Source organism: Paenibacillus silvae, assembly GCF_014639235.1.
Lineage (GTDB): Bacteria > Bacillota > Bacilli > Paenibacillales > Paenibacillaceae > Paenibacillus > Paenibacillus silvae.
This window is the reverse complement of sequence record NZ_BMFU01000003.1, coordinates 303,394-324,988: the sequence shown is the minus strand read 5'-3', so window position 1 is coordinate 324,988 and position 21,595 is coordinate 303,394. Positions and strand designations below refer to the sequence as shown.

General features: G+C 49.0%; 17 protein-coding genes. 10 read left to right on the top strand and 7 right to left on the bottom strand.

Annotated features, from left to right (window positions below; genetic code table 11):
- Positions 1 to 135: 135 nt before the first annotated feature.
- The 4 genes from flgB to IEW26_RS12345 all read right to left on the bottom strand — a co-directional run bounded on the left by flgB (position 136) and on the right by IEW26_RS12345 (position 3,524).
- A complete protein-coding gene (flgB, locus tag IEW26_RS12360; RefSeq protein WP_111268248.1) occupies positions 136 to 546 on the bottom strand; it encodes a flagellar basal body rod protein FlgB in 411 nt (136 codons plus the stop codon).
- A gap of 68 nt (positions 547 to 614) precedes the next feature.
- Positions 615 to 1,430: an adenosylmethionine decarboxylase gene (speD, locus tag IEW26_RS12355; protein WP_188592643.1), complete on the bottom strand. Its 816-nt coding sequence runs from the start codon at positions 1,428 to 1,430 to the stop codon at positions 615 to 617.
- Positions 1,431 to 1,717: 287 nt separating this feature from the next.
- Positions 1,718 to 2,296, bottom strand: coding sequence for an SLOG family protein (locus tag IEW26_RS12350; protein WP_188592642.1), 579 nt, complete (start codon positions 2,294 to 2,296; stop codon positions 1,718 to 1,720).
- Between the two features lie 85 nt (positions 2,297 to 2,381).
- The gene (locus IEW26_RS12345; protein ID WP_229729830.1) at positions 2,382 to 3,524 is read right to left on the bottom strand and encodes an RluA family pseudouridine synthase; all 1,143 of its coding nucleotides are present in this window, start codon (positions 3,522 to 3,524) and stop codon (positions 2,382 to 2,384) included.
- Positions 3,525 to 3,712: 188 nt separating this feature from the next.
- Here IEW26_RS12345 and IEW26_RS12340 point away from each other — a divergent pair, with 188 nt between their 5' ends.
- On the top strand, positions 3,713 to 4,120 hold the full coding sequence (locus tag IEW26_RS12340) for a hypothetical protein (RefSeq protein ID WP_145403319.1): 408 nt from the start codon (positions 3,713 to 3,715) through the stop codon (positions 4,118 to 4,120).
- Between the two features lie 341 nt (positions 4,121 to 4,461).
- On the opposite strand, the gene IEW26_RS12335 is transcribed toward IEW26_RS12340, so the two are convergent.
- A complete protein-coding gene (locus IEW26_RS12335) occupies positions 4,462 to 5,172 on the bottom strand; it encodes a GT-D fold domain-containing glycosyltransferase (RefSeq protein WP_188592641.1) in 711 nt (236 codons plus the stop codon).
- A gap of 311 nt (positions 5,173 to 5,483) precedes the next feature.
- Here IEW26_RS12335 and IEW26_RS12330 point away from each other — a divergent pair, with 311 nt between their 5' ends.
- The 5 genes from IEW26_RS12330 (at position 5,484) to IEW26_RS12310 (ending at position 11,434) form a co-directional block, all read left to right on the top strand.
- The gene (locus IEW26_RS12330) at positions 5,484 to 6,173 is read left to right on the top strand and encodes a glycosyltransferase (protein WP_111268253.1); all 690 of its coding nucleotides are present in this window, start codon (positions 5,484 to 5,486) and stop codon (positions 6,171 to 6,173) included.
- Positions 6,174 to 6,190: 17 nt separating this feature from the next.
- A complete protein-coding gene (locus IEW26_RS12325) occupies positions 6,191 to 7,180 on the top strand; it encodes a polysaccharide biosynthesis protein (RefSeq protein WP_188592640.1) in 990 nt (329 codons plus the stop codon).
- Positions 7,181 to 7,205: 25 nt separating this feature from the next.
- Positions 7,206 to 8,942 (top strand): nucleotide sugar dehydrogenase, encoded by a 1,737-nt coding sequence (locus tag IEW26_RS12320; protein ID WP_229729855.1) that lies wholly within the window; start codon positions 7,206 to 7,208, stop codon positions 8,940 to 8,942.
- On the top strand, positions 8,929 to 9,672 hold the full coding sequence (locus tag IEW26_RS12315) for a class I SAM-dependent methyltransferase (protein ID WP_188592639.1): 744 nt from the start codon (positions 8,929 to 8,931) through the stop codon (positions 9,670 to 9,672). Before IEW26_RS12320 ends, IEW26_RS12315 begins: the two co-directional genes overlap by 14 nt.
- 655 nt (positions 9,673 to 10,327) lie before the next feature.
- Complete coding sequence (locus IEW26_RS12310) at positions 10,328 to 11,434, top strand: glycosyltransferase family 2 protein (RefSeq protein ID WP_229729829.1); 1,107 nt, start codon at positions 10,328 to 10,330, stop codon at positions 11,432 to 11,434.
- Positions 11,435 to 11,577: 143 nt separating this feature from the next.
- Here the strand turns inward: IEW26_RS12310 and IEW26_RS12305 are convergent, their stop codons facing one another.
- Positions 11,578 to 12,117, bottom strand: a complete 540-nt coding sequence (locus tag IEW26_RS12305) for a DUF5412 family protein (protein ID WP_229729828.1) — start codon at positions 12,115 to 12,117, stop codon at positions 11,578 to 11,580.
- Between the two features lie 30 nt (positions 12,118 to 12,147).
- Positions 12,148 to 13,041: a helix-turn-helix domain-containing protein gene (locus tag IEW26_RS12300; protein ID WP_188592637.1), complete on the bottom strand. Its 894-nt coding sequence runs from the start codon at positions 13,039 to 13,041 to the stop codon at positions 12,148 to 12,150.
- 121 nt (positions 13,042 to 13,162) lie between these two features.
- On the opposite strand from IEW26_RS12300, the gene IEW26_RS12295 reads away from it, so the two are divergent.
- The 4 genes from IEW26_RS12295 (at position 13,163) to recQ (ending at position 20,269) form a co-directional block, all read left to right on the top strand.
- Entirely contained in the window at positions 13,163 to 14,959 is a 1,797-nt protein-coding gene (locus IEW26_RS12295) for an ABC transporter ATP-binding protein (RefSeq protein ID WP_188592636.1), read from the top strand.
- 56 nt (positions 14,960 to 15,015) lie between these two features.
- The gene (locus IEW26_RS12290; protein ID WP_188592635.1) at positions 15,016 to 17,049 is read left to right on the top strand and encodes an ABC transporter ATP-binding protein; all 2,034 of its coding nucleotides are present in this window, start codon (positions 15,016 to 15,018) and stop codon (positions 17,047 to 17,049) included.
- A gap of 184 nt (positions 17,050 to 17,233) precedes the next feature.
- Positions 17,234 to 18,124 (top strand): hypothetical protein, encoded by an 891-nt coding sequence (locus IEW26_RS12285; protein WP_229729827.1) that lies wholly within the window; start codon positions 17,234 to 17,236, stop codon positions 18,122 to 18,124.
- Between the two features lie 264 nt (positions 18,125 to 18,388).
- Complete coding sequence (gene recQ / locus IEW26_RS12280) at positions 18,389 to 20,269, top strand: DNA helicase RecQ (RefSeq protein WP_188592633.1); 1,881 nt, start codon at positions 18,389 to 18,391, stop codon at positions 20,267 to 20,269.
- Positions 20,270 to 21,595 lie beyond the last annotated feature (1,326 nt).

Here is a 21,595-nt window from a genome sequence, read left to right as displayed (position 1 = left end):
CATTATACTACAGCCCGAGCATAATACCGAACATATCCGGTTCTGCAGCAGAACGGGTGAAAGAAGAAGCGGGCAGCAGTTGACAAAGGCGTTAAGTCACAAAAAAACAGCCACAAGGGCTGCTGCGATAATCCGTTATTTTAAATCATTCAACAAATTTTTCATCTTTTTATAATGTCCGCTGACCCGATCAGCCATGTAGTTATACAAGAGCTGATTCTCGGAGAGTGAAGCCATCTCACGGTCAATATCTACGTTATTGTTGTTATTATTCATCGCTGTTTCATTGTTCTGCATCACTCGGTACTGGACGATGGAGGCGTTCGGATTACTGATCGGAAAATGCTTTTCATGTGTTCGCTGCATCTGAAGCTGTCCTGATTTGCCGTTCTCGATGATTCGTCTCAGCTCATCCTGAAACTCGACCGTTGTGCTTTTGTAATTCGGCGTATCTGCATTCGCAATGTTGTTGGTGATGGCTTGATGCCGTGCATTTAAAGCCTGCAAAAGAGATTCATTCCGTTTGGAAGTCTGGGTTTCGATCATGCTTCGATCCTCCTTCACCGCATGTATCAAGCAGTTCTCTCTATTTTAAGAAATTCGCCCACACACTGTCAAGGAGAGCGGTTGATATTTTTGCCGTAATAAATCTCGTCCATCTCCAGCTTCAGCCATTCTGTAATCTCTTGCTGCTCGGCTCTACTGAGCTTGTCCTTGGTATATCCGAATAGGTAATTATCGAGATCAAAATCCTTCAGCTTACATTTGGTATGGAAAATATTTTCCTGATAGACGTTCACGTCGATCATATCAAAGCCGCTTTTGATCTCATCCGGAATATAATTCTGAATCGAGCTGATCTCATGGTCAATAAACAGCTTGCGTCCGCTTGTATCCCGTGTAAAGCCGCGTACCCGATAATCCATAATCATAATGTCTGTATCAAAGGAATGAATCAGATAATGCAGCGCTTTGAGCGGTGAAATCTCACCGCAGGTCGAGACATCAATATCTGCACGAAAGGTGCTGATGCCTTCGCTGGGATGGAATTCGGGATATGTGTGCACTGTAATGTGGCTTTTATCCAGCTGCATGACTACATTATCCGGCAGGGGGCCGGGCGATTCGTCGAAGGATTCCTCAGGAACCTCAACGATGGGGCCTTCGGATACCAGCATCGTTACACTTGCACCCTGCGGTACGTAATCCTGCTGTGCTACATTCAGGACGTGTGCTCCGATGATGTCCGATACATTTTTCAAAATATGCGTCAGCCGATCTGCATTATATTGTTCATCGATATATTCAATGTACGCTTCGCGTTCTTCTTTGGTTTTGGTGTAACAGATATCGTACATATTGAAACTGAGTGACTTGGTAAGGTTATTGAACCCGTGCAGCTGGATGCGCTGCTCTGGCGTTAGAGTCATGATTGACGTTCCCCTTTGTCCCATACGACATAAAAATCGTAGTTTTAATACTACTTATACCCAACCTTGCCCGAAAAAAAACATGAGTATCCCATTCGTGGCAAGCGGAGTACTCTGCTTGAGTTCAACTTAAAGACCTGATTCACACAGTCTAAAAATGGGTTACAACCTCTCGCCCAACGATTGCAGAGTGCAGTCCGATCACAAGGTACAGTCCAATAAAACGGAGTCCGGTACAATGACAAAAAAATACTGCACAGCATGTGCTGTACAGCATTTAAAGTTCGTTAGAAGGGCAGGTCCTCATCATAAGCAAATTCACTCATGCGCTCTTCCTCTGCAACAGACTGGATGTCCTCCGAAGTTATCGTGATAATAGGGTAATCCTCGTGCTGCTGTTTTTTGATTGCCTTTTCCTTCACAAAACGCGGGCTGCCTTCGCCGGCATCCTCATCATAGACAAGCAGTAAACCGTCACTTTTACGCAGCAGCAGTTCATCGCGAGCGGTGAACTGCCAGGGTCCGATATAAGGCTGTTTGCTGATCGCACCATAATAATCGACCCCGGACAAAATGGAACGGTAGTATTCCTGCTTGTCTTCCTTCCACTGCTCCTCCGGATTCTGAAAAGCAGTAATGATCGACAGCTTCAGATGCGGATAAGTCTGCTTCAACTCCAGTACAACCTCGCAGGCCCACAGGTCAACGCCATATTGACCGGGCGTAAGCACCCATTCCAGTCCATCCTCTACGAGAGGAGTGAGGCGGGAAGCAATGGCTTTTTTAATGAAGGGAATGCCTTCATGTTTCTGGCCAAAAATTTGAAGCTCATGGGCACGGTACCCGGTGATGAACAGGTTTTGCAAACGTGATAACCTCCTTTTCAGACGGACAGAGCTGCGGTGTTGTGGTGAAGCATCTTAACTTCCCGTCCGTCTTCGTACGAGCACGTTATTGTGCAGATGTAGTCTCTCCGCGGAATGGATACAGGAAGGGCTTCGGAATATCCGTCTCAAACGTCATTAATTTGCCTGTTGTCGGGTGTATGAAGGATAACAGGCGTGCATGCAGGCCGAGACGTCCAAGATCTCTTGTACGTGCTCCGTATTTGCGATCCCCGGCAATCGGGTGTCCAATGTCCTCCATGTGTACCCGAATCTGATTTTTGCGGCCCGTTTCCAGACGAACCTCAAGCAGCGAGAATTCACGGTTTGCTTTCAAACGTTTGTAGTGGGTAACCGCATGCTGCCCATCATTCGGACGGGGGCTGGAGTACATCTTCAGCGTTTTGGTTTCCTTCAGCCAGGAGGAGATGGTGCCTTCCTCTTGCGCTACCTTGCCTTCAACGAGAGCGACATAGACGCGATCCTGCACATTCTCTTTCCAATTTTCCTGCAGCTGCTGCTGCACCTCTTCGCTCTTGGCAAACATCATCACACCAGACGTGTCACGATCCAGACGGTGTACGATAAACACCCGGTTCAATGGATTGCTGCGACGTACATGCGCCATTAGCTGACGATAGGCAGTCAGGTCGTCACTTTTATCAGCCGCGATGGACAGCAGTCCGGCCTCCTTACGGATCACAATGATGTCATCGTCTTCATGCAAAATGTTGATGCCCGTCAGGGAAGGCGCGGCAACCGCTCCTTCTTTGCTAATCGAGACGATCTGTCCTGGCTGCAGCGGCTCGTTAAACTTCGTCACAACTTTCTCATCTATAGATACTTGTCCACGCCCCAAAATGGATTTCACCGCATTGCGTCCTGACTTCACATGCTTCAGCAGAAAATTCAGCAGTTCGTCTGGTTCAGAGACCTTATACTGGCGCGGCGGTTCGGATTTGCGATAAGGTGCATTGCCTGGACGTTTGGATAACGCAGCCGTTTTGGTCGTTTTGGTTCCTTTGCCACCGCTTTTTGCAGGGGCTGCAGACGAATGGGAGGTTGAAACCTTCTTCGCAGCATCTTCCGAGCGAGGGGAGTAGGTTCCCGATGATGAAGCGTTGGAGCGGCCGGAACGCGGCTTGGAAGAGCCTCCATAGGATTTGCCTTTGGCAGATGAGCTGCCGGTTGAGCGTTTGCGTTTATTCATTGTAAATATCTCCTTCTGAACAGCCTGTACCCTTTGTGTGCATACGATCCGTTCATTTCGTTATGCAGTTCAATATACCATTAACCGCACAGAATTAAAAATAGGTTCATCAATTTTGCAACTATCCAATCCTAAGAGTTATCAGATTCATAGGATATGATATCCCATAGCATTGGAGGTGTTACTTCATGGGCGTGTTTCTTGATATGAGAACCTCGGAGAACTCGGGATTTGTTGGAGCACCAGGATTACCTTTGTCCGAATCCCCTGAACCCTTCGGCGTAATCGGTCTTCAAACCCAGGGGGTCATTAATCCGATCATCACCTTCAACGGCACGGTAGGTGTCACGGGAGAATTGGGTGATACGTTTGTGGTAGAGATTGTGCGTGGTTTTGTGTATGATCCGTTCTTTATCATCTATCGCGCAGAGGGTACGGTCGGGCAAAATGGCGGTGCCGAGTTCCATTCGTTCACAGCTCAGGACTTGACTGCACCACCAGCGCTTGAAAATGTATATACCTCGTTCATCTCGGGCGTGTCCACAGCTGTGCGAACCGGGCCGGAGATGTTCTACGGCATTGCTGCGACCAATTAAGGAAACACTGGATAGACTTTGAGAGACCCTTGAGAAAGAATAACGGGAAGTTCGGTCACATGCGATCCACGTGATGTAATGTCATTCACGCTTATAGTAACGTTTGTTGTACTCATTTCAGCTGAATTGCAATCCAGATATAACGCAAAATCCCCGCCTTGGTAGGCGGGGATTTTGTGTTTGAGATGAAGCAAGATTTGAGGAGTTGATATACAAGGAAAGAGATAAGTAGAGCTACAAGGAGAGGGAGATAAGTAGGGGGACAAATAGAGAGAGAAGTAGAGGTACAGGTAGAGCTGGCAATAACGTAAAGAAGAAAATCTGAAAACGATAGATGGAGCTTAGTTGGGACGTCCTTTCAAAATCATGTTGTTGGCTTTGCCAAAATCGATGGCGACTTTACCTGCCAGTGCTGCTGTTCGTTCAGCAAGAATAACGGCGTTAACACCGCAAGAGAACAGAGCAACATCAAAATCATCCTGATGCGTTTGTATCCAATGCAAGGTCTCATCCATCTGATCATAGTTGTCAAATGGCAAGGCACTTACGATGTTGAGATGGTAAGGCTCCTTAACGAGTGCGGCCTGTAACTCATCCAGCTCACGCGTAACGAGCAGCACACGTTTGCCGGCAAGCATCTGCCAGAACCGCGGTACTTGCACAAGCTCACGATTCACACAAGCATGACAGGTCAGCTTTGGCGCGATGCCATAGTGAGCAAAGATCATATCGGTCAGCGGCCGCTTGAGATAATCCGGAGCTTTGATGGTGCTGTCTCCACGTGGAAGGACCCCTACAATAGAGGCCCGTTTCAACGAAGCAGCGACTTCGTCCCGCATCTTCAGGTTAGGAAGGCGCAGCCCCTTTTGTCCGAGATTGGCTTTGATCGCCCATCGTTCTTGCAGCACTTGCTCCATAGGCCATACGGATTCTTGCGACATCACGATATTTTCACCATCCCCCACACGCACCAGAGAGAACGGACGCTGTTCGCTTAAAGCCGTTTCGAGCTGATCCAGCACTTCCTGCATTTCAAGATAAATGGAATTCATTCCGAATGCCTGCCCCCTTTGAAAATCAAGCTCCTCTATTCTATGTTGCGAGAGAAACCGTGATCTGTGCGTTCGACCTCCAAGAGAGAACTTGGGGTGTATATCAATCTATTTATATGAAAATTGGTGCATGTGTCGGTTACGGATTCAATATGCATTCATACGTTATAGGGTGCTGGAAAAAAAAGGTTGTTATTTTCGGTTCACAGCGCGAGGAACGAGTTTCGTAGATGCGAGATTCCATATCAAAAAACTATGAAAACGTCTGTACTCGCCTACACAGGCTTACAGCGTTCATGAGGAGGAAGGGTATGTCCAGGAAAGTTGTGATTGAGATTAACTTCAATAACTACGGGTTAGATCCGCAGCGGCTGACCCGCGAATGGCTGGAGCGCCGTATGACCATTTTTCGTACATTTACATTGCATTGTCTCAAGGCTCAGACCAATCAAGATTTCCTGACGGTGGTGAAGCTTTCGAAGGAATCCGGGGAGCTGATGCAGGAGATTTTGGCGAGCCAGGAGCCGCTGCCTTCGAATATTCGTTTTGGAACCCATATCGAGAGTGTGCGCGCGATTTTGGAATTTGCCAAAGATGTAGAGAACATCTATATTGCCCGTCTGGATTCAGATGATCTGTACCACAAAACATTTGTGCAGCAGCTCTACGATGTACAGCCTCAGCCAGAAACGATGGCGTTGATCAATCAGAACGGCTATCTGTGGGACAGTGTGAACAATGAGATGGCCCCGGCGTTTCACCGTTCACCGCAATTTTATGTCTATCTCTATAAAACGGCGGAATATGCCGCAGGATATCGGGTCAAACTTCCCGGCCGGGGTACCCATGGCAATGTCATCGACCTGCCGCATGAACTGCTGGCTCCGCGGAACTACGTCAATATCGTGCATTCCAGCAATACGTCAGTCAAAAAGGTACCGCCCAAAGACCGTTTAAGCCGCGAAGAGATGGCACAGGTTTTACGCGAATTTATGATCTGAACAGGAGGGATTCATCCATGATTCAAGGACAAACGATTCTGGTCACCGGAGGAACTGGCTCCTGGGGTCAGAAGCTGACTGAGGTGCTGCTCGCGCAGAACCCGGCGGAGATTCGATTGCTTTCCCGGAACGAATATGCTCAGATCGCGATGCAGCGGGAGTTCAATCATGATCCGCGTTTGCGTTTTATCATTGGAGATATTCGAGATTACCGAGCTGTGGAGGAGGCGTGCAAAGGCGTGGATGTGCTCTTCCATCTGGCAGCGCTGAAGCATGTTCCGGTCTGTGAGGATCAGCCGGATGAAGCATTTAAAACGAATGTGATTGGAACACAAAATATTATTCGGGCGGCCATTCGTATGGGGATTCCGAAAGTCATTGACGTATCCACCGACAAGGCGGTTGATCCGATTAACGTGTACGGCATGACCAAAGCGCTGGGTGAAAAAATGATGATTCGTGCCAACTGGCTGAGCGAGAAAACCCGGTTTGTATGCATCCGCGGCGGCAACGTGCTGGGCACAAGCGGCAGTGTTGTTCCTTTGTTCCGCAGACAGATTGATGAAGGCAAAAGCCTGACCATTACGGACGAAGGCATGACTCGCTTTTTCCTGACCCGTACCGAGGCCATTCATTTATTGCTCAAAGCAGCGGAAGCGGCAGTAGGCGGCGAGACATTTGTAATGAAAATGAAAGCTTGCAACATGACCGAACTGGCTTCTGTCATGCTGGAACAGGCAGGCCGTCCGTCTGGCGATTACAAAGTGACAGGCATTCGCCCCGGGGAGAAGCTGCACGAAGTGCTGATCTCGCCATTTGAAGCACCGCGTACACGGAAGTACGATGCGCAGTATTATGTCATTTTGCCGGAGCATGCCGATCAAGGACTTACGAATCATTATGATCATTTGCCTCGTGTGAAATTTGACCAGTACCGCTCTGACAGTGAAATGATGAACAAACCGGCAATTGCTGCGTTTTTACGTGCAGGAGGATATATCAACTAACGGAAGGGAGGCGGAACGTTTGGAGGTGGAAGAGATGAGTGAGAACAGCCTGAATCCCGAAGAGAAAGGGCAAGAAGAGAAGGAGAAGCAGGCACACGCTCCAGCAGAGTACCGTGGCCGGAAAGAGCAGCGATTGAAGCCGCTCTACCCGAAGCCACAGCAGACCACGCTTCAATGCATTCATGACCGCTCCCTGAAGGCTGTTGTCATCGGTCTTGGTTACGTGGGTCTGCCGATGGCCGTTGAGATGGCACAGTCTGGTTACCGGGTGCACGGCATTGATATCGATGCAGGCAAAGTGGCAAAGCTCCGCGCAGGTCATTCGTATATTATTGGCATTGAAGATGAGGTGCTTCAAACGCTGCTGGAGGCGAATTTGTTGACAGCAGGCACAGATTATGCGGCAGTCGCAGATGCAGATGTCATTGTAATCTGTGTACCAACTCCGTTAACGAATGCACATCAGCCTGATATATCCTATATTTCCTCAGCTGTGGGGGGCATGACCCCCTATCTTCAGCTGGGCAGCCTTGTCATTCTGGAGAGCACCACGTATCCAGGCACAACGGAAGAGCATGTGAAACAGCCTGTAGAGGCAGCGCGCGGCTGGACAGCAGGTGAACATTTCTATGTCTGTTATTCTCCAGAGCGAGTCGATCCGGGCAGCGTGCATTATGGTGTGAAAAATACGCCTAAAATCATCGGTGGTTCGACTCCCGCCTGTCTGAGTTATGGAACACAATTTTACGGCTCGTTTCTGAACGAAGTTGTACCGGTGAGCTCGACAACGGTTGCCGAGACAGCGAAACTGTTCGAAAATACGTTTCGCAGCGTCAACATTGCGCTGGTTAACGAGTTGACCCCGGCTTGCGAGCAGATGGGGGTAGACATCTGGGAAGTACTGCAGGCGGCGGCAACGAAGCCGTTTGGATATATGCCGTTTTATCCTGGGCCGGGCATTGGCGGGCACTGCATTCCGATTGATCCGATCTATCTGTCCTGGGCGGCCAATCGTCAGGGATCGGAGCTGCGGTTCATCGAGCTCGCAGACGCGACCAACAGGCAGATGCCGCAGCATGTGGTTCAGCGTGCAGCAGCCTTGCTGGAGCAGCGCGGCCATTCTATTCGCGGTGCCCGCGTTGTACTGGCGGGTATGGCGTACAAAAAAGACATTGACGATCTGCGCGAATCCCCGGCGCTCGACGTCTTCCGGCTGCTGAGCGCAGCGGGCGCCGACGTTGTTTTCACCGATCCGATGGTGCCCGTATTCCGTCAGGATGATGGTTCAATGCTTCAGTCCCGGCCAGCTTCGCCCGAATTATGGACATGGGCTGATCTCGTGATCATCACGACAGATCACACCGCGTTTGATTACCAGGAGATGGCGGATCATGCACCGCTGATTTTTGATACACGCAACGCCACGGCCGGATGCCGCGGAGACAACATCGTTGTGCTCGGTCAGCCGGAGCGGCAAGACCGAGGGACAAAAAAAGAGGATTTTCAAAATACAGAGCATGAAGCGGCAGGATTGGAAGGTCATAATAACAGCGGTCAGGTCACGAGAGAGGGAGATTCAGCAGGATCAGATGTAAAAGGACAACGTGAAAAATATCCGGATACGAAACACGAGTGCGTTCCCTCGGGCGAAAGTTCAGAAAACGAGAATGGTGAATCATATGGAAGCCAAGACGCTGCATGGGCGGATCAAGATGTGAAAAAAATGCACGGAAAAACGGGAGATAACTATGGCGAATCATGACCGGGTGAACGAACGTTATTACGGAGAGATTAATTCCGAAGATTCTCATGAAGCGACGAGAACTCGAGTGCACTGGATGTGCCGGGAGACCACAGGTAAACGCATTCTGGATGTAGGATGCAGTCAGGGAATTACGTCTATTCTGTTGGGGCGTGAGGGATTCCGTGTGACAGGTGTGGATCTGGAGGAAGAAAGCATTCGCTATGCGCAGGAGGAACTGGCTAAAGAATCAAAACCTGTCCGCAACCATGTGGATTTCCGCATGCTGGACATCACGCAGTGGAAGGCGAGAACAACGTTTGACACCGTACTGCTGGGGGAAGTGCTGGAGCATTTTGCGCATCCGGAGACACTGCTGCTGCAGATTCATCATCTGCTCGTAGAGGAAGGTACACTCATTGTGACCGTTCCTTATGGCTATCATCCATTCTATGATCATAAACAGACGTTCTATGCGAGTAATCTGGCGATGTGTCTGATCCCGTATTTTGAAGTAATGAAACTGGAAGTTCATCATAAATATCTATGTTGTGTGGCGCGTAAACGGCAGAAAATACAGCTCGACGTAAAACCTCCTCTGAGCCAGGTGCTGGATTGGATGAAGCTGGATCATACCCATTTTGAAGAGGTAGAGCAGCAGCATCTGCGTTCCATGAAGCAGCGTAAAAAAGCGCTGGACAGTGCCGTGGAACAACTGAGACGGTTACGTCAGGGGAATGAGGAAGTGTAGCGAAATGAACGTAGCTTGAGGAATGACCCTGGAAGGAATTAAAGGGATGCATCAATAGTAAGAGAAAGGGAGCAAGCAGGAGAGCAGCAGGGAATGGTAGTTGGCGAGCCGATGAGTAGGTAAGTGGAGAAGCAAGAATGAATAGTAGCTGGTGGGATAGTAAGTAAGAAAGTGGAAAAGCAAAAATGAATAGTAGTTAGTGGGACAGTAAGTAAGTAAGTAAGTAAGTAAGTAAGTAAGTAAGTAAACCGGAAGAACAAAAATGAATGGGAGCTAGTATGGGCAAGTGATCAAGAAGAAAAGGAGTACGAGAGAAAGAGAGAAAGAGCGCAGACGAGTATGGGAGTTTAATGAGCATACAATAGAGTAAAAGAGTAAGTGAAGGAATTGGCAGGTAAGTAAGCGGGAGACCAAGGGACTACGAGAGTAATTGCATTTTAACGATTCCCAGACACCTTATTTGTGCCATTTTGCATGGTTGAAAATTGTAACGATTCCTAGTGACGCTATTTCATGAAAATCAGGCGAAATGTCCTGAATTTACACATGAAATGAGAGAATAGCGTTTCTCAGAATCGTTACATTTTTAAAATGCCTGAAATGTATGAAATAGCGTCATCTGGAATCGTTAGCCGCTGCAGGGAGGGCTTGAAACGTGATCACCATCAGTTTATGTATGATTGTGAAGAACGAGGAACGCACACTGGCGCGATGTCTTGATTCGGCAGCTGGCATTGCAGACGAGATCATCGTTCTGGATACGGGTTCGTCGGATCGAACGATGGAGATTGCCGCGACGTACACTGACCGGGTATACACGTATGCGTGGAACGAGGACTTTGCCGCGGCGCGGAATGAGTCATTCGCCAGAGCCACCCAGGAATATATTCTGTGGCTCGATGCGGATGATGTGCTGCTGCCCGCGGAACGGGCGAAGCTTGCTGCTTTGAAGCAGCAGCTATCAGCCGATGGAGAGACGGCGGGTGTGGTGATGAGCTATACGCTGGCCGAGGGGCCGGAGGGAAGTCCGCTGGTGGCGGACCGCCGGCTTCGCCTGGTCAAGCGGGATGCCGGGTGCCGCTGGCATGGCCGGCTGCACGAGCAGCTGTGCTTCCCGCAAGGCGAGGTCATTACGGCAGATATTGCCGTCACACATCGCCGCGAGGGGGGGAACCATTCGGCGCGAAACGTGCGCATCCTGCGCAAATGGATCGCCGAAGAGGGCATAGCCCAGGGACGCCTGCTGTTCTATTATGCAGGCGAATGTTATGACCGCCAGCGCTATGCGGCGGCGGCACGCGGTTACGCGAAGCTGCTGGAGCAGCCTAGCGGTTACCGTGAGGACCGACTCATTGCCTGCGCAAGGCTGGCGGAATGTTATGAGCGGCTTGGCGAGCCGGGCCGCAAGCTGGGCGCGCTGCTGCAGTCGTTCCGGTTCGACCTGCCGCATGCCGATTTCTGCTGCGCGATTGCCTCCTGCTTCCAGGAACGGCAGGAGGTGATCTCCGCCATCTACTGGTACATGCAGGCGGTGGATGTGAGCAGTCGCGATCCGGGTCTGCGCCCTGTACCAGCGGCCTGCCGGACCTGGCTGCCGCATGCCCGGCTCTCGATCTGTTATGCACATCTGGGCAACTGGGAGCAGTCGCTGCGCCACAACAGCAAAGCCCGTGAATACCTGCCGAATGATCCGGGCCTGCTGGACAATCGCCAGAAGCTTGAAGCCGTGATCCGCAAGCAGAGGAAAGAACAGGAGCTTTAGAGTTAAGCCGCCGTATTCCTGCTTCTGAATAATGAGGCCAGACACAAAATCAACCCCGTTCAACCGAGAGAATCGGTAAACGGGGCTGGTTTTATTTTTTCACAAATAAATAGCTTTGGTTGCAAGAGGTGTAAACGATCGAATTATTTCAATGTTTTCACATTTTCAGGTGTGAGGCATCGCACGTACTGACCCGTTGTGCGCCAGCTTTTGCAGGCCCAGCCCCGGCCATCATAGATTTCTTCATCAATATTTAATGTAACCGTTTCGTTGGTGTACTTGCTCCAGTTCTCGATCCGCAGGGTGTGATCATTCTCCCATTCGAGGTGATTGTTTCCGTGAAACTCTGTACGATATATACTTTTAGCACTAGTAGTGTCCGCATCCCCTGTTTTCCTCACGTCAACCCAGATCGTTACTCCACCTGCCGCGCCGCCATAGGGAACCCCGTATAGCTCAGCAATATACTCCCCGTTTCGTGAAGGCATTGAGTAGCTCAGATCACCTTCACCAGACCGATCAAAGGTAGAGAGATAAGGACGAAGTGTGAAGAAAAGCGTTAAAGCAAGCGCAGGCACCACTAACATTGCGATCCCTACCGATGCGAGGGGATGCCTGCGTATCCAGGATTTACGGGTGGTCATAGAAGATGAATCCGATCTTTCATTCATATCTTTAGTCATAACATTGCACCTTCCATTTTGGAGCTTTGTTCAGAACGCAGCTTGTTTCGCAGGGATATAGATGTCGAGTTCGCCATAATGCTCCTCTGCCAGACTGCCGTCGATTCGTTCAAAATAATAAGCATCACTCTTGACGTATCCTGAATGGCTCTGCCAGTATTCATCGATAAACGTCCATACACTATCCAGATGATCAATGTTGATCAAACTCGGGTGGAAGTCACATACAAATTTGAACACCGCGTATTGATTGGCAGGTACTTCTATACCGTTTAGCCCCTCCGGGATCTGTTCCAGGCTGGTTACTTCGATCGATGGCTGATATGTACTGTGATGATCCTTGATTTCATTCGTAAGTCCGATGTATACGTTCGGGTACAGCACGTTGGGAATCCTGTCAGCATATTCTTCATAAAAATGGTTGCCCGCCGAATTGGCTTCATACGTTTCCTCGTTGTCCACATATCGAATGCGGGATTGCACACCGATCAGCCTCATTGCAGGTTTGCGTACATATACAGGCTTGAAAATATACCCATATGGAAGCATCGTAATCATGGATGAGGTCATACGTGCAGTGAATTGTAGATCCCCCGCACCTTGTTTACGATACTGCAGAGGTGTAATACCGAACGCCTGCTTGAAAGCCCGAATATAGGACTGCTCATGTTCAAAAGTATAATGCCCGCTAATATCTATAATTTTCCAATTCAGATCCACCAATTGCTCCAGACTGCGGGCTAATTTGCGGGAGCGAATGTATTCACCCGGCAGCTGTCCGCTGGCATGTTTAAACATGCGATGCAGATGAAACTTGGAGATATGGGTCACGGATGCCAGGTGATCAAGTGTTAATTTTTCGTGGATATGCTCCTCGATATAGTCAAACAGCGTATCTAATGTCTGCAGCAGATCTTGTTGCATAGCTAATCTCCTTGTATTGTCCTGATTTAATGAGTACAGCAAGAAATGTTCATTTTTTCCTTATCACTGATGATATCATAACCAAGTATTTAATTTAACGACAAGATTGGAGTTATCAAGCATGTTAGTCGAGCAAAGCATATCAGAACCCCAAACGTATCGCCCTATCAAAATACTAATACGGTTATGGTCCTTAACCGGAACCTATCGATGGTTTGTCCTCCCGCTACTATTTGCTGCCTTGGTCGCTTCACTGGTGGAAGTAGGTTATCTCGAATCGATCCGCAGATTAGTTAAAGGGGCTTCCGAGTCCCAGTTTTCTCTCATCTATTCCGGGCTGTTGATCGGTGTATCCATTGTGGTGCTCCGTATCGTTGTAACCGTATTCACGACGTGGACCGAGACGGCATTTCAGCAAAAAACACAAGTATCTATTCAATCCAGGCTGCTGCACTCCCTTGGGCAGACAAAAACACAAGAGCTGGCGAAGTATCATACGGGGGATCTCACCTCCAGAGTGTGGACTTCGGCAGCAGAGGCACAGAAGGGCATCAATCAGCACGGGATTGAACTTGCCAAAAACATCATTCAATTGCTTCTCGCTTTTGCTTATTTTAGCTGGGTGAACCTGCCGCTGACGTTAGCGATTATTGCATTTACATTAATCTACCCTTTAGTGACCGTAGGGCTGGGGAAAAAACTGCAGCGCGAGCATGACCAGATGCATGCAAGTGAGGCATCGCGAGATGAGCTGCTGACGGATGTGATTCATGCCCCGGTGGAGATCCGCAGCTATGGACTTGCAGGTTATGTACAGCAGCGTTTTCAGCAACGAATGCACCGGGTATTCAAACAGGCGATGTCGGTATCTGTGATACAGCGTTTGTCGGAGGCAGCCGGGCGGGTTTCCACCTATGGCGGGATGATCCTCATTCTGTATCTTGGTGGCATGCAGGTGCTGCAGGGGCAGATGGACGTAGGGGGCCTCGCTGCTTTTCTTGTGGCAAGCAGCCAGCTGACACGTCCGATCGAAGCATTGTCGGGATTATGGAACCAGGTCATCGGCTCAGCGTCCCATGCAGCCCGTATGTTTGAAATATTGGATTTGGTAAAAAAGAAACCAGCTGCTGCTTCGCCGCAGCACATGTTGAAGAAGGGGAGTGTCCGTGTAGAACAGGTGTCCTACAGATATTCAGAGCAGGAAGAAGTGTTATCTAATATTTCTTTTACAGCGGCAAAAGGTGTACTTACGGTCATCACAGGGCCAAGTGGCTGCGGAAAGACCACATTATTGAAGATGATCGCCGGAGTATATGAGCCTGAGAGCGGCTCCATTAAGTTTGGGCATGTGAATGGTTTGAAGGAGCGGGACAATTCCGACCTTTTGCCCGAAAAGCCAAACACAGATACAAAGCCGATTTATGTTCCGCAACAAGCCTTTGTATTCTCAGGGACCGTAGAGGAAAATCTCGTATTTGGAGCGGAAGGGTTATCTACCGAAGAAGTAAAGCTCGCCGCTCACATGACTCATGTGCATGAAGCCATTATGTGCCAGACAAACGGATACGAGACGCAGCTTCAGCCGCAAGGAGGTCCCATGTCCGGCGGAGAGCTCCAGCGGATCAGCCTTGCCAGAGCAGTGCTGCGCAAACCTGAAATCCTGCTGCTGGATGAACCAACCTCATCACAGGACCCGTGGCATGAGCAGCAGTTGAATCTGTTGTTTAGCGGATTAGCTGCGGAGCATGGAACAACGATTATCGCGGTTACCCATCGTCTGTCTTTGCTTGAGCGCGCGGATCAGGTGATCTATATGCAGGATGGACAGGTTGTTGATATCGGTACTCATCGTGAACTGCTAGAACGTACGAATGGTTACCATGCCTGTATTATGGAGCAGGAGGACAAGGTGATATAGATTTCAGAAGCAACAAGACGGGAAGAGAGTAAGCGGAAGAGAAACAGGAGGACGACATGGCAAGACAATATAAAGATAAACCAGAAGCTGACCAGATCCATGTAGCTGAAACAGATGAACAACAAGATGTGCCAGAAACTCAACAATCAGCACAACGAGAAGTTCAACATAAAGTTCAACAAGGAGTACCGCAAGAATTACCGAAAGAAGTACAACAAAAGCCAGCAGATAAACAGCACGTCGAAGTGTTGGTATCAGAAAATCGTGCGAAGCTCGAGGACGGAGAGCAAGACCACCTGGAAGAAGACCAGGCAGAGAATAAGGCTGAAGCGGTATATTTACGAAGGGTATGGCCAGTTATTGCGCGCTTTATGAAGCCATACAAATGGGCAGTCATCATCATGATGCTTTTTATGGCAGCAGATGCTGTGTTTGACTGGGGACTTGCTTTTGTACAGGGATTTTTCGTGGATGCCATTCATGATGGGGGACAGGAGAAGCTGAATGAAACAGCGGTAACTTTTGTTGCGGTGCTGATTGGATTTATTGTACTGCTGGGGATGCATCGTTATGTGCTGGTACGGCTCAAGGAATCGATATACAGAGACATGTCGATGAGCCTGCTCCAGCTGTTAAACCGGATGCCCTACGCTTGGGTGCGCAGACAGAAGTCGGGGGACGTACTGCTGCGAATCAAGGAAGATACCAAGCATGGTGCTGAAGTTGTGGAAGCACTTGCCGAAGGGGTTACAGTCATATTTATTATTGCGCTGTCACTCGCATATTTGTACCGTGCTGATGCATGGGTCGCCGGGATTGCGCTTGTCAGTGCGGCTGTAATTTGGTTTACGGCCAGATTGTACGATCAGCGAATCGTACAATTGTCAGATGAAGTGGAATCAATGGAGGGCGAGTCACAGCAACAGATTCAGCAATATATGGATGGAATTCCCGTAATTCAGGCTTACGCTGCTTCTCCCTGGTTTCTTGGACGCTTTCGTACGCAGCAGCAATCACTGAATCGTGTTCAAGCGAAGCTTCAGATGACTCTGAGCATGTCAGATAATGTGGCGATGGCTGTATTCGGGCTGGCGCAGCTGGCAGCGTTATTCCTGATCGCATTAGCAGCGGCTAGGGGTGTTTTGTCCCCAGGTATGGTCGTTGCAAGCAGCCTGCTATTCGAGCTTGTAGTCTGGCCTGTGCTGGGCCTATCCAGCCAGTGGAGCCAGATGCAGGCGAGCATGGGGGCATTTGCGCGGATTCTGACATGGTTGAACCTGAACCAACGAATGGGAGCAGAAGCAGCTAATCCGGAACAAGAAAACTCACAACCTGGAAGCTCGCTAGCCAATAACCCGTCCATCCTAACACTTCAGCAGGTAACGGTATGTGATGAAAGCAAAGGTCGGACCATTCTCGATCAGATTACGCTGGCCCTGGTTCCGGGTGAACTGGTGGCGCTGGTGGGAGCAAGTGGATCGGGCAAATCAACCTTGTGTCAAGTATGTGCGGGGCTGATTAAGCCATCGGTTGGACGAGTGATGCTTGGCAGCGAGGACATGGAGCAGATCGTGAGGAGGGATAATTCATCCCGCCTGACGTATATGCCACAGACACCGGCTTTTTTTACAGGAACGATAGAAGAAAATATTCGGCTGGGCGGTAAGGCTGGATTAAATGAGGTCAGACTTGCAGCAGAACGGGCGGGATTGCATTCCTTTATTGAATCCCAGGAGGCACAGTACGATGCGATGCTGCAAGAAAAGGGAGCAAACCTGTCGGGGGGACAGCGCCAACGCTTGTCACTTGCCCGGCTGCTGCTGAGAAACTCAGATATATATATTCTGGACGAACCGACATCATCGCTGGATAACCAGACAGAGCAGCATGTCATGCAGCAGCTTCGCCGTTTCGTGCAAGAAAAAACAGGTCTGCTGGTGACTCACCGCATGGAGATTGCCCGTCAGTGCTCCCGCATTCTGGTGATGGAAGAGGGGCGGATCGCCGAGGATGGTACACATGAACAGCTGATGCAGCAGAAAGGTTTGTACTATCGAATGAACATCAACGGTGCGGCTGCCGCAGAATGAAGGAACATAGAAAATGTGTTGCCATCGTGTCATATAATAATTAACAACAAGCAACCGTTAGTCCTGAATCGGGCAAACGGTTGTTTGCTTGACGCAAAAGTTATAAGAACTTGCTGCAAACGGAAACTTTTCATCTTTCAGCATCGTTAAGCTAATGAATATCTTCAAGAATTGGAGGATAAATATGAAAAAGAAACCATTCATCAAGTACATCTCAGTGTTCATCGCAGCTTTGTTGTTGTTAACGAATGTTATACAAGGAGTTAGTGCTGCTGAATCTGTTAGCAAGACGCTAACATTTTTCAACAAATCAGCCCTAAAACAAGGGACGTTTGGTTTTGCCAATCTGGAGGGAACGAAGCTGTTGGTGGATTATCCGCAGGAGCAGGAATTGAATTGGTCCCAGTTCAACGTTGCCGTTGGGCACAATGGACAGCGACTTTCGATCAAATTAAAAGGAAAACAAAAAGAAACAGAAGCTAATAACGGGAGACAGACGGCCTATAATTTTGATCATCTGGGTGGTTTAATTTATGAGGTCATTGGGGGCAAGGCGGAGTCTAATGAAACTTATTTTATAGTTAAGGATTCTGCCCTGACAGATCGTATGTTGCTTGAATTAACTTCCATTAACAAGAAAAAGCCAACTTCAAAGATGAAGTCAGAGATCACCAAGCTGAAAAATCGTGCGGTAAAAAATCTTTACCCTTTACAAAATATTGAGGAAATCGGAAATGTATATTTAGTTGAGTATAAGCCAAAAGGGAAAGACATGTTAGCAAGCCTGGCTGTATTAACATCCGATGGATGGGTATTTAAGGACTACCCTGCGAAGTTCAGTGACAATAGTGCTTGGCGCGTTGATGACGGTGGAAGCATTACACCGGATATGTTCTCGTTTACTTTTGCTGCCCGGTCACAGCAGGGGATTATCATTGGTGTGCAATGGCTGGGTGCAGAAGGAGAAAGCACAACGTTTTTAGAATATACACAGGCGAAGAAAGGCAAGAACGGAAAGAAAGCGAAGTTATCCGAGCTTGATGTCAGGTACAGTCGGTATATGATGCCAATCTAAAAAACGGAAAGCAGCCGTTTATCCTGAATGGGATGAACGGTTGTTTTGCCTGATCAGATAAGCTTCGGACGTTTTGGTGGAAAACGCGGTTGCTCATTCGGGGCTGGCCCGTTAAACTAAAGGAAGCGGCGTTTTGCTTGACGGACAAGTCATGAGAACGCCATTTTGTTGTCAAGGATGCGGCGAGCATGTCGTGTTCGCATGTCAGAATCGGATAGAACCAAGCTGGTGCAGGAACACCGGTGACAAGTAAGGAGTCTTTACATGAGTGTGCAAACCCCTTCTTTAGAAGAAGCGCAGGGTCTTCTGCAAAAATATTATGGATACCCCGACTTTCGCGAGGGTCAAAAAAAGATCGTCTCCAGCCTGCTCGAATATGAGGATACGCTGGGCATTATGCCAACCGGAGGCGGGAAGTCGATCTGTTACCAGATTCCCGCTTTGTTATATCCGGGGCTGACACTGGTGGTCTCCCCGTTAATTTCGTTGATGAAGGACCAGGTCGATGCACTGACGACCGCGGGCATTGCCGCCGCTTATATTAATAGTACGTTAAGCGGCAGAGAAGTGAATGAGCGCATCCGCGCGGCGCAGCGCGGTGAGCTGAAGCTGCTCTACGTCGCGCCGGAGCGACTGGAGCTGGACTGGTTCCGCGAGGAGATGGGGCAGCTGCCCATCTCCTGCGTTGCTGTGGATGAGGCCCACTGTGTGTCACAGTGGGGCCATGATTTTCGGACAAGCTACCTGGCGGTAGCGCCGTTTGTGGACAGTTTGCCGGAGCGGCCGGTGGTTGCGGCCTTTACGGCGACGGCGACGCCCGAGGTCATGGGTGACATTCTGCGGCTGCTGCGACTGCAGGACCCGCAGACGTATGTGACCGGACTTGGGCGGGATAATCTCGCGTTCAGCGTGCTGCGCGGCGAGAGCAAAAAGGATTTTGTCTTGAACTACGCGCGCGAGCATGCCAGCGAGCCAGGTATTGTATACGCCGCGACCCGTAAGGACGTGGATGATCTGCATCAGCGTCTGCTGCAGGCAGGTTTGCCGGCAGGACGCTATCATGCGGGCATGACGGATGATGAACGGGCCCAGAGCCAGGAGCAGTTTTTGTATGATGATATTCGTGTGATGGTTGCGACTAATGCCTTCGGAATGGGGATCGACAAATCCAACGTGCGTTATGTGCTGCATTACAACATGCCTAAAAATATGGAGGCATACGTACAGGAAGCCGGGCGTGCAGGACGGGACGGCGAGCCGAGTCAGTGCATCTTGCTGTTTGGAGCACAGGACATCATCACCCAGAAGTTTCTGATTGAGCAAAACCCTATGGAGGGTGACCGCAAAGCTAACGATTACCGCAAGCTGCAGCAGATGGTCGATTACTGTTATACGACTCGCTGTCTGCGCAGTGCACAGCTGGATTACTTCGGTGAGGTGCACGAGGACAAGCCGTGCGGCATTTGCAGTTCTTGCACAGACGACCGTGAACTGGTGGATATGACCATTGATGCACAGAAAATATTCAGCTGCATTCACCGCATGCGTGAACGCTATGGGGTATCGCTGGTGGCCTCGGTGCTTAAAGGCTCTCGTGCCAAAAAAGTGCTGGACTACGGCTTCGATTCCTTGCCAACGTATGGGGTCATGGGCAATCGCACGGAGCGTGAAATTGCGGAAATCATCAACGTTATGGTATCCGAAGGTTATTTGATGCTGTCCGAGGGGCAATACCCGGTGGTACGTTTGCAGCCGCTGGCAGTGGAAGTGCTGAAAGGCCAGCGCGAAGTCATGCAGCGTGTCGTACGCAAAACAGCGGCTACAGCTTCAGGCACGAACTATGGCGGACGCCGTGGACGCGATGCGATGCCTTCGGCTGTGAATGAAACGGTGTTCGAACAATTGCGCCTGATCCGGCGCGACTTGGCAGCGAAAGAACATGTGCCGTCCTACATCATCTTCAATGATGCCACCCTGCGCGAGATGAGTGTGGTATGCCCGCAGACGGAACGTGACATGCTGAGTATCAAAGGGGTCGGTGAGGTCAAGTATCGCAAGTACGGACTGCCGTTCCTGGAATTCTTCCAGAAGCAATCGGGTGAAGAAGTGGACACAGACGACGATGCTTTTTATGAATATGAGTGATATAAAATACTGATATAAAATACTGATATATGATACTGCTATATGATAGTGATATGTCATGAGTGATAAGGATAAATGACAAGAGACAAGTGATATCTGATCTGTGATCGCAGACTAAAGACTGAACCTAAATATTAGACTTAAAGAATAGGACATGCCTGAAAACTCTGAAGGAGGCAGATTTTGCTCAATTTTCGTTCAAGCCAGGAGGTTTTCCGAAGGCGTGCCGGGGCACGTCAAGGGAAAGTGACGCAGTAGGGGGCGAAAAGCGGTAAAAGATGCACTTCAGTAGGTTTCAAGACACGTCCAAGATAAAAGGCTACAGTTTAGGAAAGGGAAATTAGATACAGACAGAGACATGGACAGAAACAAAAACAGAAACAAAAACAAAAACAGAAAAAAAACTGAAACTATTTAAATTGAGCAAAAGAAACGACATTATGCCGCTTAACGGTTCATGATCGTCAATGAGCGCTGTAAATGGGGCAAGAAACCAGCCTTGGCAGGCTGCTCAATTCGAAAATAGAATGCTAACGATCCCGATAGAGCTTATTTGCCCTAAATTGGCGACATTTGAAATCTAACGATCTCCAGGAAGCTTATTTCATTCATAATCCTGAAAAATGAGCCTGATCAAGCTGGTTTCAGCAGAATAGCGTTTCTTGGGATCGTTAGAATTTTCCAAAGCCCGAATATGCCGAAATAAGGCTTCTCCTGATCGTTAGCGCTCGCAGTAGTAGCAGTAGAGGATGGCAGATTTGCACTAGCGATGAGCGATGGGTGATATTTGCTAATGTGCTTGCATTGATGAGCGTATCGGAGTGGATTGTGTACATTGTTTAGTTCAACCTATATAGATCAGAAGCACAAACGTGAACAGAAACAGAATAGAACTAGATCAGATGCAGAAATAATGAGAATTAGAATCGGAAGCACAATTAGCGGAAGGTAAAAGCACAAAAATCAGAACCAAAACTAGAACCATAACCATAACCATAACCAGAACCGGAAGCAACAATTAAAAGAAGAAGCACAACAAGGAGCACAACAAGAATTAGAAACAGTAACAGTGACAGTAATAGTAACAGTAATAGTGACAGCAACAGCAACAGTAACTGTAACAGTGACAGGACCGGACAGGGCCAAGATCAGAATAGAGACGAATTCAAAAATCAGGATATGTATCACATGAAGTGTGTCTCTGCTGAGTAGACAAAGTGGGTGAGATTGTCTTTTAAACTGTGGACATTGAGGCAAAGTGTTGGGAAACGAGTGTTGACACAGTATATAGTGACTTTGGTGGATGTGAATCTATATATTGTGGTT